The following is a 16,646-nucleotide window of genomic DNA, read 5'->3' as shown; positions in this document are numbered from 1 at the left end:
AAGGTCTATGCTGCGGACCCAGGTCCCTGCAGCACCCGACATGGTTGGAAACACGCACGCCACCGCGACAAGTCCGGCGGCGCCGGCGGACTGGCTGGCGCAGCGGTTCGCCGCGGTGCGCGCAGAGACCCTGCGCCTGGCGGCGCCACTGTCGGCCGAAGACGCGATGCTGCAGAGCATGCCCGACGCCAGTCCGGCGAAATGGCACCTGGCCCATACGACCTGGTTCTTCGACCGCTTCGTGCTGCAGGCCGCGGGCCTACCGCCGCTGCGGCCGCAGTGGAACGCGCTGTTCAACAGCTACTACGAAAGCGCCGGGCCGCGGCACCCGCGCCCGCAGCGGGGACTGCTGTCGCGGCCGACGCTGCAGGACGTGCTGGACTGGCGGCGCGAGCTCGATGCAACGCTGCCGGCGCTGATGGCGAGTGGCCGCTTCGACAGCGCGGCCCTGCATCGTGTCGAGCTGGGCCTGCATCACGAGCAGCAGCACCAGGAGCTGCTGCTGACAGACATCAAGCACGCGTTCTCCTGCAATGCGCTGATGCCGGCCTACGCGAACCACCTTCCGGTCATCACCGGCGAGGCGGTTCCGCTGCGCTGGATCGCCCGTGACGAAGGCGTTGCCGAGATCGGCCACGATCGCTGGCCCATGGACAGTGGCGACTTCGCCTTCGACAACGAATCGCCGCGCCATCGCGTGCTGCTGGCTGCGCATGCGCTCGCCAACCGGCCGGTGAGCAATGGCGAGTACCGCCAGTTCATCGAAGAGGGCGGCTACCGGCGTCCCGAACTCTGGCTCAGCGAGGGCTGGGCCACGGTGCAGGCTCAGGACTGGCAGCGGCCGCTGTACTGGCAACCGGACCTTGAGCACGCCTTCACCCTCGCGGGCCCGCGCGGCCTCGATCCACATGCACCGGTGTGCCACCTGTCGTATTTCGAGGCCGACGCCTTCGCCCGCTGGGCTGGCGGGCGCCTGCCGACCGAGGCCGAGTGGGAACGCGCTGCGTCCCTGCGCGCGGTGCTTGGCCGCTTTGCCGACAGCGGCTTCCTGGAACCGCAGCCGGCGGCGGCCGCCGAGGGCCTGCTGCAGCTCTTCGGCGATGTCTGGGAATGGACCGCCAGTCCCTACACCGCGTATCCCGGTTATCGCCCCTGGCCGGGCGAAGTCGGCGAGTACAACGGCAAGTTCATGTGTGGGCAGTGGGTGCTGCGCGGCGGCAGCGCGGTCACGCCGTCCCGCCACGCGCGCGCCAGCTACCGCAATTTCTTTCCACCTGCGTCACGCTGGCAGTTCGCCGGCCTGCGCCTGGCAAAGGACCGGCCATGAATTCCATCCCCGCAGACGGCCAGGCCGATCCGTCGGCGACGCTGCGCCGCGACGTCATCGCCGGACTCAGCCGGCGGCCGAAGCGACTGCCTTCGAAGTATTTCTACGACGCCCGGGGCTCGGCGCTGTTCGAGGCGATCACGCGACAGCCGGAGTATTACCTCACGCGGGTCGAGCAGGGTCTGCTGGCGCAGAGCATGCCGGCCATCGCCGCGCGCGTCGGCCGGCAATGCCATGTCGTCGAGTACGGCAGTGGCAGCGGGTTGAAGACACGCACCCTGCTGGCCGGGCTGGACGCGCCGCGCGCCTACACGCCGGTGGAGATCTCGCCGAAGGCGCTGAACGCCAGCGTCGCGCGACTGGGCGCGCGCTTTCCCGGCCTGGCGATGCATCCGCTGCTCGCCGACTTCACGCAACCGCTGGACCTGCCCCTTGCCGGCGAAGGTGGCCGGGTGCTGGTGTTTTTCCCCGGCTCGACGCTGGGCAACTTCCGCGACGACGAAGCGGTGGCGCTGCTGCGTTCCATGGCAGCCACCATCGCCGACGACGGCATGGCCCTGATCGGCATCGACCTGGTGAAGAACCCCAGGCGCATCGAGGCGGCCTACAACGATGCCGCCGGCATCACCGCCGCCTTCACGCTCAACCTGCTGGCGCGCATCAACCGCGAGCTGGGCGCCGATTTCGACCTCGGCGCCTTCGCGCACCGCGCTCGCTACGCACAGGAACGCGAGCGCATCGAGACCGATATCGTCAGCCTGCGCGAACAGACCGTGCAGGTCGCCGGACGGACCGTGGACTTCGCCGCCGACGAGGCGATGCGCGTCGAATACAGCCACAAGTACCGCGACGAGAGCTTCGCGGCACTGGCTTCACAGGCCGGGTTGCGGGTCATCGACGGCTGGGGCGACCAGGGCACCGGCTTCGGCCTGCGCCTGCTGTCACGCTCGTCCTGACCGCGCCGGACTCGCCACCCGCGGCCGACCCTGTCCGGGACCGCGGGAACCGGAGAAAAAAAGCGGTGACCGGTGCGCCGGTCACCGCAATCCCGGCGCCGTGGGCGCGGCTCAATCGAAATCGAAACCGTTGGCGAAGATCAGGTCGTCCGAGGGTGGCTCGGCCGGTGTCAACCTGATGCCATCGAATTCCGCGGTGACGCTCTGGCTGCCGCCGGTCACCGCGTTGTCCTTGGCGATCAGGACCAGCCTCAGGCTGGCACGGCCGGACCAGTTCCGCGCATCCAGCTCCACGGCCTGCGGCTCCAGCTGCCGCCAGGTGCCACCCAGTCCAGCCAGGACCTGGTCGTATCCGGCCTGCGTGCCTGTGCAGTCGTGGGCCGGATCGTCGGGAATCACGCTCCATCCGATCAGCGCGGAATCGGCACCCAGGATCGGCGCGCCGGTCGTCCGCGCCCACGCCTGCAGCCAGTACGTGCCCGGACCCGGCAGTGGCACGCATTGCATGGCGGCGATCGATTCCCCCTGTGCCACCGGGCCGGAGAGTCGCAACACGCCCGAGGCACCGTCGCCGCTGACATTGCCGTTGCTGCTATAGCTCATCGCCGGCGGGCCGACCCAGTAGCGCAGGTCGCCATTGAAATCGCCATTGCGCACCAGCGAGAGCTGGTCGCGCAGCTCGTAGGCGCCGATGTCCGCCGGGCCGTGGTAGTTGGGGACGATGGGCAGATCGACGCTGCGCCAGTGGCCCTCAACGTCGGTGGGGAACTGCGGTACATCGATGACATCCACGGCTGGCGAGGCCGGGTGGGGCCGGTAGTCGCCCCTGACCGGATCGGCGAACAGCGGCGTGCTCACCCAGACCTGGTTGCCGATGCCGTACAGCGAGGTCGATTCGTTGGCAATCACGGCACTGGCCGAGACCACCGGTCCGCCGTTGACGACCTGGCGGGCGGGTTGCCAGACGATGGAGTTCCACAGCCTGCCGCTTCCCGTGCGGCTGATCACGCTGCTGCCGCCGGGAATGGCATTGCCGGTCACCGTGCAGCCCTCGAAGATGAAGTCGCGGTCGCCCTCGAAGCGGAACAGGGGGCCAGTCACCACGTTGTCGGCCGCCAGGCAGGCACGGAAACTGTGGCTGGTGTCGCCGTCCGTGAAGGCGTGATAGAGGCTGCCACCTTCGTTCTCGATCAGGCGCAGCGCCATTGCCGAGAAGCGCGAGCGGTTCTGCATGAGGATGATGGCGCCATCGACGTGCTGGTCGTCGGCTGTGCGGGTGCGGTTGCCGGAGACGAGGCCACAGCCAGCCCCGGCCCCACACGGCTGGCTGAACTGTGGTCGCAGCCCGCAATACTGGGTGTCGGCATTGATGCTCACCGATGGCCGGCTGTTGCCGGGCGAATCGGCATAGAGCGCGGCGCCGTTCTGCGCCACGTTGTCGATCAGCGACACGTCCCACAGGCAGGCACGGGCGAAATCGGCGACGCTGCTGCCGGACAGGTGGATGCCACCGCCGGTACGGCTGGCACGATTGCTGCCGATACGCAGGGGCTTGCCGGCCTGGCGGCTGAACATGCGCAGTGTGCTCGCGCCGTTGGTGTCCGCATTCACCGCGATGCCACCGCCATAGCGGGCGCTGTTGTCGAAGATCAGCGGTGCTTCCAGGAACTGGCCGGCGGTGATGGTCGCCTCCGAACCGTTGGCGACCAGGATGCCGCCGCCGTAGCCACCACTTTCGCCGGCGCCCGGAATGGTGCCCAGGGCGGAGTTCCAGGCCACCATCACACCGGTTCCCTCCATCCTCAGCTCGGCGCCGCCGGTAATGCGCACGCCGCCACCGGAGTACTGGGCGGTGTTGTGGATGATCTGCGTGTTGGCGTCGATGTAGAGGGTCGAACCGGCAGGTGCGTTGAAGTTGATGCCCCCTCCATAGCCGGCGTAATTGCCGCTGATCGTGGTGTCCTTGACCAGCAGGGTTCCGACGCCGTCAAAGTCGATGCCGCCACCGTGCGACGAGGGGGTTTCATCGCCGTTCTCGATCACCAGCCCGGCCAGGACGATGTCGCTGGAACCGGTGATGGTGATCACGCTGTCGAGGTTGCCGCCGGTTCCATCCAGTCGACTGAGGCCATTGGCGGCCGTCGCGCCGCACGAGGCATAGCCCCCGCTCAGGGTCAGCGCCCGGCTTTCGATCTTGATCGCCTGCGCGGTGTAAGTGCCACTCTTGATGCGGATTTCATGGCTGCCGCCCGCAGGGAGGGCGTCGATTGCCGCCTGCACCTGCTGATAATGGCAGTCATTGTCATTGCCGACGGTGAAGACCGCCGCGCGGGCGAACGGGCCGCCCGAAATCAGGATGAGGACGCAGGCACAACCGATGCCGCGCCACAAGATCGATATCAACACTCCCCGGGTCCTCCTTGGTGTACGGCCTGCTGCCGCGACTGCGCGTAACGCGGTCCGGAGCCCGGTTGCGACATTCCTGGAGGACGATCAGGGGCGAGCCGGCCGGTCGCGGGCCGGGAGCGCTTCGGCAAGCCGGCATCTGCATCCCGACGGTGACGTGGCGGAGCATTCGTGCGCGGGCACCGGCGCCGACCGCTCCGCGGCCCGCGACGGCAACGGCATCACGCTGGATCGCGGTCCTCAGCCACCAGACGCCCGGCCAGCCCGGAACAGCGGCTGGCGTGGCGCGCCAGCGCTTCGCGCAGCACGGCTTCGCCTGCGGCCAGGTGCAGCTCGCTGCGCGCACGGGTGATGCCGGTATAGACCAGTTCGCGACTGAGCACGCGGTTGCCGCGCTGGGGCAGCAGCAGCCAGACGCTGTCGAACTCGCTGCCCTGCGACTTGTGCACGGTCATGGCGAAGGCGCTGTCGTGCGCGGGCAATGCGGCGGGATGGAACACGCGCGGGCTGGAAGGATCGACGCCGGGGAACCAGGCCATCACGCGGCCTTGGCCGTCGTCGAAACAGATGCCGATGTCGCCGTTGAACAGGCCATGCCGGTAGCTGTTCTCGGTGACCAGCAGCAGGCGGCCATGGAAGTGCGCATCGAGGCGACGCTGGCCGCCACCCAGCAGTTCCTCGATGCGGGCATTGAGGCTGCGCGCGCCCTGCGGGCCTTCGCGCACGGCCGTGAGCACGCGAAGACGCGCGGCCATCGCCAGCGCCGCGGCCGGACTTGCCGCCTCGGCCAGCGCGCGCCAGTGCGCCAGCAGCTGCGCGCCATGCGTCTGCAGCGGATCGCCCTCGCCTTCGTGGAAGTGGACGTTGGCGAGTCCACCGCTGCGCAGCAGCGCCAGCGCCGTGTCGGCATCGCCGCTGCGCGTCGCCTCCGCCAGCGGCGCCAACTGCAGTGATTCGCTCTGGCGCCAGCCGCGCAGCAGGTGGACGCGTCGGCCCCGGAAGGCCTGCTCCGCTTGCTCACGGGTCGACGCCGCGGGCAGCCGGCCCAGCAGCGGTGCCAGCGCATCGGCATCCGGAGGATCGACGCGGTCACCGGCACCGGCCGCGCGCAGGATGCCGCTCAGCACGTCGCCGGCCTCCACCGACGGCAACTGGTCGGGATCGCCGATCAGGATCAGGCGTGTGTGCGCCGCGATCGCATCGACCAGCTTCGCCATCAGCGGCAGGTCGATCATAGACGCCTCGTCGATGACGACGACGTCGAACGGCAGCGGGTTGCCGGCGTGATGGCGGAACTGCGGCGAATCGGGAATCGTGCCGAGCAGGCGATGCAGCGTACTGCCGCTGTCCGGCAACGCCGCCAGCCTGTCCGCATCGACACCGGCGACGGCCAGCGACTGCATCGCCAGGCGCAGGCTTTCGGCCATGCGTTCGGCGGCACGGCCGGTCGGTGCCGCCAGCGCGATCCGTGGCGCCGGCTTGCCGGACTGCGCCGCCTGTTCGGCGAGCAGCACCAGCAGTCGCGTGATGGTGGTCGTCTTGCCGGTGCCGGGTCCTCCGGTGACCAGCAGCAGCGGATGAAGAAGCGCCAGCGCGGCAGCGCGTGCCTGGCGGTCATCGCCACGGTCTTTACCGGGAAAGAGGACCGCGAACAGCGCTGCCAGCTTCGCTGGATCGCCCGCGTCGACCGTGTTGCCTGCGATGCGCTTAAGTCCCGCCGCCAGCTGGCGCTCGTATTCGCGATAGCGGCGCAGGTAGACCAGGCCGCTTTCCAGCACCAGCGGCGCATCCGGCGCCGCCACCTCGTTGCCGGCCGCAGGCAGCGCGCACCAGCGCGACCGGCGCAGGGCATCGGCCCAGTCAGCCGCCGCAGGCCAGGGAGGGTCGAGCGCCAGCAGTTCCCCGGGATTTTCGATGGCGAAACCGGCGTGGCCGTTGGCGATGGCGAACGATGCCAGCGCGGCCGCAGCGAGCACGCGGTCGTCAGTGTCCGGCTCAAGGCGTCGCAGCGCCTGCGCGAACGCCAGGTCGAGCGTGCGCAGTTGCGCGGAGGACCGTAGAGCGTCGAACAGCGGCGTCGCGCTCATGACTCGTCCTCCGCCGCCTCTCCGTCGCCGTCCGCCGCGTCCGCGCGCGCGGCGAACAGGGCGTCAAGACCGGCGACCAGTTCCGGCGCGAAACGATGGGCATGGATGCCGCGTTCGCCGCTGCCGTCGAGGCCACGACAGAACAGGTAGCGCACGCCGCCGAAATCACGTCCGTAGTCGTAGGCATCGCCGAGCCGGAAGCGCAGCCATCGGTGCAGCGCCAGGGTGTAGATCAAGGCCTGCAGGTCGTACTCGCCCTGCGCCATGGCCTCGGCAATGCCGGCTGCGTCGTACCGCGGCAGCCGGTTCGACTTGTAGTCGAGCACGTACCAGCGGCCGTCGCGTACATAGGTGAGGTCGATCTTGCCGGTCATCAGGCCTTCCAGGCGCTGGCGCAGTCCGAAACCGCGTCGCGCCGTGACCACGCCATGGCGGTGCAGCAGTTCGACCAGGGCGGGCACCGGCGTGCGCTGCATCGCGAAGTGGAACTCGATCTCGGCGCGGCGCGAAGGCGCGGGCAGGCCGCACAGCGCGCCACCTTCCGGGAGCGGCGTGGTCAGCGTGCGACCGACCAGCGAAACCAGCACTTCGACGCCGGCATCCAGGTGCTCGCGGGTATAACCCTCGCCACGCAGCGCTTCGACCAGGAGCGGCGTTTGTCCCGGCGGCGCGCCGTCGCCCGGACGCCAGTCCGACCAGGCGGCGAAATCGACGCGTTCCAGCGCCGCATGCAGGGCGTTGCCGAATCGCGAGCCGCCCAGCAACGCATCGATCGTGCCCACCGTGCCGGCGTCGATGTCGGCGACGTCCAGTGCCGGCTCGTCGGCGGCGGCCGCTGGCGTTTCGGTCGCCGCGGCCGTTGCCGCGTGTCCGGCGTCGGCGTGCCGTAACTGCGTGAAGCTGTAGATCCACCAGTCGGAAGCCAGCGATCGCCGCGGCCGTCGTGCCGGCGGCAGCATGCCGTCGCCGTCCGGCGGCAGCCAGGCCAGCGATTGCGGGGGCGTGCCGTCATCCAGCCGGATCGTTTTCTTCCCCGCGCGCGCAAGCGCGCCGAGGTCGGCCAGCATCCGGCCCAGCGGGGTCGCCGCCTGGCCATTGAACGGTCCAGTCGCCAGCCAGAGCGCGTGGCTGGCGCGGGTCAGGCCGACATAGAGCAGGCGCGCGTCCTCGGCGCGCTGCGCCTCTTCCCAGGCGACGGCCGCCTGCGTCCATCCCGGGTTGGCCAGCGGCAACCTCCAGTGCAGCACGCGGCGGCCCGACTCGCGCACGGTGACGTGGCGGCCGGGCGAGCGCGTCTTGCCGCCAATGGTGGCGAAGGGCAGGAACACCAGCGGATATTCCAGGCCCTTGCTCTTGTGCAGCGTCAACACCTGCACGCGGCGGGCATCGGATTCCAGACGCAGCATCTGTGTCTCGTCGCTGCTGTCGGCCTCCGCGATCGCGCGCGCAAGCCAGTCGACCAGGCCGGCCAGTCCCAGCGTCCGCGCCTGCACATCCTGCAACTGTTCGGCCAGCTGCAGGTAATTGCTGACCCGACGTTCGCCGTCGAGCAGGCCGAACAGCCGTCCGGCGTTCGCGGCGCACAACTCGTTGACCAGCGCGAGCACGCCGCCGCGCTGCAGGCGCTCGCGCCAGTGCAGCGCGCGCAGGCGTGCGTCGCGCAGGGCCGGTCCGTCGCGATCGAGCCCGGCGATCGCGCGGGCGTCCATGCCGACCAGCACCGTTGCCAGTGCCGCGCGCAGGCGGCCGTCATCGGCCGAGTGCAGCAGCGCCAGCAGCAGTGCGTGCAGTTCCAGCGCTTCGGCGGTGTCGAAGAGGCTGCGCCGTCCGGCTGCCACCGCCGGGATGCCGGCTTCCGCCAATGCATCGCGGATACGCGTGGCCTCGTGATGGGCACGGACCAGCACGGCGATATGGCCGGGGCGCAGCGCTTCGCCGTCGATCGTCGCGCCGCCCGTACGCGCCGCCGAGAGCAGGCGATGGATCTGCGCGACGCAGGCGCGCGTCGCAAGGGCACGGGCCGTCTCGGCGGTGTAGGACCTGATCCTGCCTTTCCCGTCCGCCTCCGGCTGCGGCGCCTGCCAGATGGTCAGCGCCGGTGCCTTCGACCTGTCGAGCCGGAAATCCTCATCCGCGCGTACACCGCCGGGCGACACCGGATGGAAGCGGATGCCTTCGACGAGGAAGGCGTCGTCGCCGGCCGCGTCGTAGAGCGTTTCCACCGCCTTCAGCACGCTGGGACGCGAGCGGAAATTGCGGTCAAGCGGCGGCGCGGCATCGGCAGTCCGCACCGCGGCCAGGTAGGTGTCGACATCACCGCCGCGGAATCCGTAGATCGCCTGCTTGGGATCGCCGATCAGAAACAGCGCCGGCGCGTCGCTGTCGGCGCCGAAAACGCGGTTGAAGATCAGCCACTGCCGTGGATCGGTGTCCTGGAATTCGTCGACGAGGGCGACGCGATACTGCTGGCGCAGCCGCATCGCCAGCGACCCGGCGAAGGGACCGGTCAGTGCATCGGCAACGCGGTCGATGAGGTCGTCATAGGTCAGCACGCGCAACTGCGCCTTGCGCCGCGACAGGCGATGGCGCGCTTCGGCACGCAAGGTGTGCAGCAGCTGCGCGCAGCGCAGTTCGAGGAAGCCGGCCATTGCCTGCTGCGCTTCGCCGTAGCGCCTGACAGCCGCGCACATGGACGAGTCGGGACAGAGCGCCTCCTTGCCCTTGTTGGTCTTGCCCAGAAGGAAGTCGCGGTCGAGCCTGGCCAGCAGGTCCGTGGGGAACCGGACCGCGTTGTCGCCGGCCTCGGTCCACGCGCGCAGGTCGTCGAACAGCGCGTGCACCCAGCCCGCCTTGAAACTGTTGCCGTTGAGGACCTTCGCCGTCATGGCCTCGAGGAGGGCCTTGCGGAAGCGCTCGCCGTCGTCGCGCACCGCCGCCATCAGGGCGTCGGCGGCATCCCGCAGTTCCTGCGTCGGGTCTGCCGGCCTGGACGGCCGCGACGGTCGCAGTTCGATGTCCGCTGCCAGCACCGGCAGGTCATCGGCCAGCGCCTCCGGGCCCTCCGGCCACAATGCGAGCAAGCCGTCGGCATCGACGGGATCCACGGCATGCGCACGCCACAGGTCGGCGGCGACCTCCCGTCGCAGATGGCGATCGTTGGCCAGCAGTTCCGGCGCATCGAAGCCCTGCCCGCTTTCCAAAGCATGCTCGCGCAGCACGCGGGCGCAGAAACCATGGATGGTGAAGATCGAGGCCAGGTCGATGCCATCTGCCGCTTCGCGCAGGCGCAGCCGCAGCGCGGCCTGCGACTCGCCACTCTTCCGCAGCCACGACTTCAGCACCGCGGCGGTTACCTTCGCATCCGGCGGATCCAGTGCCGCCCTGTCGCTGTCAAGCAGCTTCAGCGCCAGCAGCAGGCGCGCGCGGATGCGTGCCCGCAGTTCCTGTGTGGCCGCATCGGTAAAGGTGACGGCGAGGACTTCGCCGATGCGCAGGCGGCACTCGACCAGCAGGCGCAGCACCAGCGTCGCCAGCGTGAACGTCTTGCCGGTCCCGGCCGATGCCTCGATGGCATGCACGCCTTCCAGGGACAGCTTCAGGTAGCGGTCTTCGGATGCGCCGCTCATCCGGTCACCCTGAATGACTTGATGGGCGTCGAGTCCGGCGCGGCCGCCTTTCGTTTGCGCGATGGCGCCTTGGCGGGCGGGCTGCCACCGGCATCGGGGCCGCTGTCGGGTCCGGCACCGCCGCCGTCACCCTTGGCCTTGTCGCCATCGTTGCCGGCGGCCGGCGTGAGCGCCGAGAAGATCGTCCTGGACAGTTCGGCGAAGGCGGTGCTGCTGTCATCGTCGGCGAAGGGATCATGGCCGCGGAACGCGAGCTGGATCGCCGGATGCCCGCTTTCACCGAACTGGTATTCGCCGCCATGCCAGCATTGCGCGGCGGCGCGCAGGGCAGCCTCCCCGTCGTCGCCGGCGTTGAAGAAGGCCCAGCCGCTGTAGGGCGCGAACGGCAGGGGCGCGCACAGGCCGCGAAGGCGCAGCGCCAAGAGTGTCCGTAGGGCGTCCTTCGCTTCCCCCGGCTGCAGCAACGCGCGCGGATGGGGTCCGGGGCCGTCGTCGGCTTCATGGAACTCGACCAGCGGCAACCCGAGGCCGGCAGCGCTGGCGAGCAGCCAGTCCAGGCCATGCCGGATCACCGACGGACCGCTGCGCTTGCCCAAGCGCAGGCGCATGATGCCGTGCTCATAGACATCGTCGAGGCGTCCATGGATGACGGTCCCGCCGACTTCGACTTCCAGCCAGCCCGATGATCCGGGCATCTTCCCATCGCGCCAGCGGGCGAATGCGCGCGCATACGGTTCCAACTGGTCACGCAGGTCCTGCAGGGCGCGAAGTCCGATGCGGTTCGCCGGCAACAGCGCGCGGGCACGCAGGCGCGCATGCAATAGCGCATCGTCCTCGCCGCGCAGGACGCCTTCGAACACCGCCCGCTGCAGTGCATGGCGTTCTAGACCCTGCGACGGCGGCAGCAGCGGCTCGCGGTCTTCCACGCCTTCGTCGATCTCCGGCAGGCGCAGGCCGAGGCGCTGTTCGATGAAGGCCTGGGCCGGCGACATCAGGAAGCGACGCAGCTGATCCAGCGACACGCGCGCCGGCGTGTCCTCAATCGGCAGCGGCGCCCCGCTGAACCAGGGCGGCAGCGGCGAACGGGCGTGGCCGGCCAGGGCGGCTGCCGCCGCATGCCAGTGGCCGCGATAGCTGAAGCGTCGCGGCTCGCCCTCGGCACCGAAGGCGGCCGGTGCGAAAGGCTGCAGCGGGTGTCTGACTACCAGCGCCTTCGCGGCGGCCGGCGCATCCGCATGCTGACGTGCGGCTTCGTCGAGCAGTTCGCTGACCAGTGCCGAAGGCTCGCGGGTACTCGCATCGTGCGGGTCGGCGCCCAGGTAGCTGACGTAGAACACATCCTGGGCGGCAGCGAACAGCTGCAGGAACAGGAAGCGGTCGTCGTCGCGCAGCGAACGGTCGCCAGGCCGCCACGCCGGCGAGCCGCGCACCGCGGTCAGGCGGTTGAGCCCGAAGGCCGGATCGCGGCGCGGGTAGTCGCCGTCGTTGAGGCCGAGCACGCAGATGACCCGGAACGGCAGCAGGCGCATCGGCACCATGCGCGCGAAGCTGACGCCACCGGTCAGCAGCGGCGCGCGCGTGTCGGCATCCGACAGCCGTGATGCGAAGTGGTGGCTGACGATGTCGCAGGACACCGCCTCGTCGAAGCCGGCGCGTTCGGCATCGCGGGCGAAATCATCGACCAGCGTGCGCAGGCGCTTGAGGGCGCGCTGGCCGGCGTCGTCGCCCGGCGGCACCGGCAGCAGGTCGTCGAGCATGCCAAGCAGAAGCTCGCGCCATTGCGCCGGTGTCTGCGCCTGCCCCATCCGGTTCTGGAAACGCACCAGGCGGCGCAGCAGTGAGACCAGGGTGTCGAGTCCATCGAGCGCGCTGCCTTCCAGCAGCGGCAGCGGCGCGACCAGGCCGTCGCCGGCCTTGATGTCGGCGTCGATACCGGTGGCATGTCCCAGTATCAGGCGGTCGAGCGCGAACTGCCAGGTGCAGGAGGAATCGGCGGGCGCTTCGTGTGCTTCGCGATGACGCGCGTCCAGTCCCCAGCGGGCACCGGCTTCCTGCAGCCAGCCGCGCAGCCGTTCGATCGCCGGCAGGTCGAGCCCGGCCGCGTCGGCGATCGGGGCACTGGCCACCAGGTCGAGGATCTCGCCGAGGCCGAAGCGCGACACCGGCAGGCCGAGCAGCTGCACGAAGACATCGGCCAGCGTCTCGCCGGCCAGCGGGCTGGTGTCGGCGACGGCATAGGGAATGCGCGCGGATTCGGCACCGGCGCCGAACACGGCGTCCAGGTACGGCACGTACAGGTCGATGTCGGGCGCCAGCACCGCGACCTCGCGCGGCTGCAGCGGCGGATCGAAGCGCTTGTCCTCGAACAGCGCGCGCAACTGGTCGTGCAGCACCTGCAGTTCGCGCAGGCGGGTATGGCAGGCGTGGAACTGCAGGCTGGGATCGTTCCAGCGCACGCCCGGCAGCGGCGTACGCGGGTCGTCCGCACCGGCAACCGCCGGTGGCGGTGGACGGCGATGGAACAGGTCGCCCTGCAGGCGGTGCAGCAGGCTGTCCGACAGGCCGTCTCCGGCCAGCGTCCTGCCGCTTCGACGGTCCGGATCGACGAAGGCGCTGACCTCGCCGCGCGGATGGACGACTTCATAGCTGCCCAGCAGCGCGACGAAATCGCGACCGGCCGCGCCCCATGCGCGAAGCAGGCGGTTGTCACCGGCGCTGTCGGCGAGCGGATCGGCTTCGCCCTCGCGCAACCGTTGTCGCAGCACCTCCATGTCACCCCAGTCGTTCCGCGACGGCGTCGGCATGAAAAAGTGTGTCGTGCCGACGCGCGCCTGGCTGGCGATGATGCGCAGCACGTCGGGCGAGACATTGAGCGTCGCGAACGCGAACAGCCGCGCCGGCAGGCCCTGCGGCAACGGACGGTCGTCCGCGCCGAAGCGGTCGAGGTAGTGCTGGATGCGACGGGCGCGATAGCTGTGGCTGGCCGCGATCACGCGCCAGAGGATCGCCTGCGGGTCATCGGGATCGGCGCCATCCTCCCAGCGCAGCAGCCAGTCGCGGCGCCAGGCCTGGTATTTCTCGAACACCGATGCCAGCTCGCCGGCCAGCGTCCAGCCCTTGAGCGCATCGCCTGCGTCCGTCGCCGATGCCGACAGGTAGGCCGCGATCTGCGCCATCGCCGGCCGCGCCAGCAGCGCCCGGTCGCGCAGCGCCGCGTACAGGCGCCAGTGCAGCGCCGGCGTGTCGAGGTCGTCATCGCCGCCGGGGACGTTGGCGTCGAGGACGCGGCCGACGAATTCACCGGGCGTCAGGAACTCGATGTTGGCGACGATGCCGTGCTGCTGTGCCAGCGTCGCCTGCAGCCAGCGGCGCATCGCCACCTGCGGGATCAGCACCGTTTCCGGTTGCAGCGGCGACACGTCCGGCAGCGGCTGGCGCAGCACCTCGGCGAGGATGCCGGCGAGCACGTCCAGCGCGTTGGAATGATAGAGCCGGAAATCCGGTTGTCCGTCGACGGGCATGATGGTGGCCATTGTGCCGCAGCCGTCGCCGACATGGCAGGACGACAATGTGAAACTTGCAGCTGGCGTCGCGGAAGCCGCGTACCCACGCGGCACCGCGCATCGCCCTTGACCGGCGGCGGGCGCCGCCGGTCACGACGGCATCAGTCGAGCAGGTCGTCGCCGGCCTCGCCGTAGGGCACGTCGAGGCCGTCGCGGAACAGCACCAGCGTATTGGTGTCACTGACGTCCGCTGCACCGTCGGCGTGGATCACCAGCGTGGCCTCGGCGGCCTGGCTGTCGAAGCGCACCGGCACCGCCAGGATCCAGACCGCGGTGGCACCCGCCGGCAGCGTTGCCCTGTCGCTGAAGCCCGCGGTACCGGAAGCGCCACAGCTGGCGCCCGGGGCGCCGGTGACACAGGCCCACTGCACGCCATCGACATTGAAGGCCGGATCGAAGGTGGCGCTGACGGCGATGTCGGTGGCGGTGGCCGGACCGGCGTTGCTCAGCGTGACCTGGTAGCTGCGTGCACGGCCGTAGGCGGCGTAGTCGCCGTTGTCGCTGAGCGTCAGCTGCAACTGCGTTCCGCCCACGACGCAACTGATGTCCAGGTCGGTGACCGGGGCATTCCCGACCACGCCGCTGTCACGGTCGAAGGCGCAGTACTGGCCATCGGGCTGCTGGACCACGTCGACGCTGTAGCCTTCGCCGCTGCCGAAGATCTGCGGGAACACGTAGGCGCCGTTGGCGGCCAGCGTCAGCGCCGGGCCGCCGTTGAGGGACACGCCCACACTCCCGCCCATGGCCAGGCCGGACAGCGTGCCGCCCACGGTGTAGGTGTTCACCGGGCCGCAATGCACGACGACATTGTCGACGTCATGGCCGTCGATCACGCCACTGCCGTTGAACACCACGCAGGTCTGGCTCGGCTGCGCGGGCTGGGTGACGATGGCAATCGAGTACGCCGCGCCCGATGGCAGGAGATCCTTGAATGCGAAGGGTCCGTTGTTGCCGATGGACAGTGGCTCGCCGCCGCCGAGCGACAGCGACAGGCCGCTGCCCAGCAATCCGGTGACGGTGCCCGCGACCGAATGGGTCGGCTCGGCGAAGTCCACCGTCACGGTGCAGTCGCCATCCAGTGCGTCGATCACCCAGACCTGGCCGGCGAGGTGGCCGCCACAACCGGCAACCGACGCCAGGCGCTGGCCGGCATCGGGAACGAGCAGCAGGCGCAGCTCCGGCGACGACGTTTCCAGATCGTAGTGCGCCTGGCAGTCGCCTGAATCCTGGCGGCACTGCAGGATCGCGCCGGACATCGGGGCGGGGACGATCACGGCCGTCACCGCGCCGCCGCCGGTCGCCTCGACACCGACCCTGGCCTGGCGCAGCTCGAAGGCGCCGACGTCGCAACGCGAACCCTGGGGCCGCGCCACGCCACGCTGGTCCGTCGCGGGCGATCCGGAACAGTCCATGGCGTCGACCACGGCGCTGTGCGCCGCCACCGGGACATGGGGCGTCGCACCCGTTTCATGCAGCGGGAGCAGGCCCGGGTCGCCCCACACCATCGAACCGCAATTGACGTAAAGCGGGCAGCCGTACTGCAGCAGGCTGCGACTCACGATCGCGCCCGTGTCGAAAGCGAACATGAAGGCGTCCTCGCCGTTGTCCCACGCGAACAGGCCATCGATGCCGACGGAAGCGGCGCCGAAAAGCATCAGCGCGGCAGCGGCCTCCGGCGTCCGGCTCCCGACGATCGTGGATTGCCGCAGGTCGAGGTGTTCGGTGCCGGTGCCAGACGGCGCAAACACGATCGCGCCGCCGAGCTGGGCGCGGTTGCCTGCCCACGTCGATGTACGCACATCCAGGGAAGCGGAAGAGAATTCGGTGTTGGCCACCACCACCAGCGCGCCGCCCCAGCTGTGGGCCGCGTTGCCGACAAAACTGCTCGCTTCGATATCGACCTGGCAGTGGCCGCCGTCGCTTGCGTAGCAGACCATGGCGCCGGACTGATTGGCGACGTTGCCACGCAGCACGGCCCTGTCCAGCTGAATGGCGCAAACCTCGCCCGGCGGCCAGGCCGTGCAGTGGATGCCACCGCCGCCCAGCATCGATTCCTCGCCCTGGGGCCGCAGCAGATCGCCCGCACAATCGGCAAAGGCGCTTGCACTGCAACGAACGTCCGCCGGGGCCCCTACCGGCTCGGTGACGTTGGCCATGCCGGCGGTGATGGTCAGGCTGTCGAACCGCACCGGCAGGTCGCCCGCCGTCTCGATCCACACCACGTTGTGGCTGTTGAGGCCGACGATGTCGGAGGCATCCCGGGTGATGCCATGTTCGTCGACGATGTCGTCGCCACCGATGTCGCCGGACAGCACGGTGCGGTGGATTGCCGGATCGCGCTGCCCGCGATCCGTCTCCGTGCCGTCGAAGCCGCCGTAGAGCGCGGTACCGCCGCGCACATTGAACCTTGCGTTCCGATCGCTGCCGGTGGTCGGCGTATAGACGCCGGCCTTGATCCACAGCTCGCCACAGGTGGGCGTCGCCAGTGCGTCGTGCAGGGTTTTCGCCTGCGCCCAGCTGGCGCCATCATGGCCGGCGGCGCCATCCGTGGCGACGCGACAGACGTCGTTGCCGGCATGCAGGACGGGGCTGGCGAAGCCCATGAGCAGGGCGGACAGCGCAAGGAACCGCCGCGGCCTCGATGGCATGGACAGGGCCATGGTTGCGTTCGTTCCGGTTGC

Annotated in this window: 7 protein-coding genes; 2 read left to right on the top strand and 5 right to left on the bottom strand. The window is 69.9% G+C overall.

What is annotated here, in order from left to right:
* Nucleotides 1-40 precede the first annotated feature (40 nt).
* Together egtB and egtD are read left to right on the top strand one after the other, a co-directional pair.
* Nucleotides 41-1,327 (top strand): ergothioneine biosynthesis protein EgtB, encoded by a 1,287-nt coding sequence (gene egtB / locus EDC25_RS11350; RefSeq protein ID WP_123521666.1) that lies wholly within the window; start codon nt 41-43, stop codon nt 1,325-1,327.
* Complete coding sequence (gene egtD / locus EDC25_RS11345; RefSeq protein ID WP_123521667.1) at nt 1,324-2,283, top strand: L-histidine N(alpha)-methyltransferase; 960 nt, start codon at nt 1,324-1,326, stop codon at nt 2,281-2,283. The genes egtB and egtD overlap by 4 nt, the downstream gene beginning before the upstream one ends.
* 111 nt (nt 2,284-2,394) lie before the next feature.
* On the opposite strand, the gene EDC25_RS11340 is transcribed toward egtD, so the two are convergent.
* From EDC25_RS11340 to EDC25_RS11320, 5 genes are all read right to left on the bottom strand, one after another.
* Nucleotides 2,395-4,689: a right-handed parallel beta-helix repeat-containing protein gene (locus EDC25_RS11340; protein ID WP_132577526.1), complete on the bottom strand. Its 2,295-nt coding sequence runs from the start codon at nt 4,687-4,689 to the stop codon at nt 2,395-2,397.
* A gap of 221 nt (nt 4,690-4,910) precedes the next feature.
* The gene (gene recD / locus EDC25_RS11335) at nt 4,911-6,776 is read right to left on the bottom strand and encodes an exodeoxyribonuclease V subunit alpha (protein WP_123521669.1); all 1,866 of its coding nucleotides are present in this window, start codon (nt 6,774-6,776) and stop codon (nt 4,911-4,913) included.
* A complete protein-coding gene (locus tag EDC25_RS11330; protein ID WP_132577525.1) occupies nt 6,773-10,402 on the bottom strand; it encodes a UvrD-helicase domain-containing protein in 3,630 nt (1,209 codons plus the stop codon). Before EDC25_RS11330 ends, recD begins: the two co-directional genes overlap by 4 nt.
* Nucleotides 10,399-13,923: an exodeoxyribonuclease V subunit gamma gene (gene recC, locus EDC25_RS11325; protein ID WP_247646902.1), complete on the bottom strand. Its 3,525-nt coding sequence runs from the start codon at nt 13,921-13,923 to the stop codon at nt 10,399-10,401. The genes EDC25_RS11330 and recC overlap by 4 nt, the downstream gene beginning before the upstream one ends.
* A 143-nt stretch (nt 13,924-14,066) precedes the next feature.
* The gene (locus EDC25_RS11320; protein ID WP_132577523.1) at nt 14,067-16,625 is read right to left on the bottom strand and encodes a choice-of-anchor Q domain-containing protein; all 2,559 of its coding nucleotides are present in this window, start codon (nt 16,623-16,625) and stop codon (nt 14,067-14,069) included.
* Between the last annotated feature and the right edge of the window lie 21 nt (nt 16,626-16,646).

It is taken from the genome of Pseudofulvimonas gallinarii (genome assembly GCF_004343305.1).
In the GTDB taxonomy this organism is placed as follows: Bacteria; Pseudomonadota; Gammaproteobacteria; order Xanthomonadales; family UBA2363; genus Pseudofulvimonas; species Pseudofulvimonas gallinarii.
The sequence above is the reverse complement of the archived record's forward strand: the minus strand, read 5'-3'. Positions and strand labels throughout refer to the sequence as shown.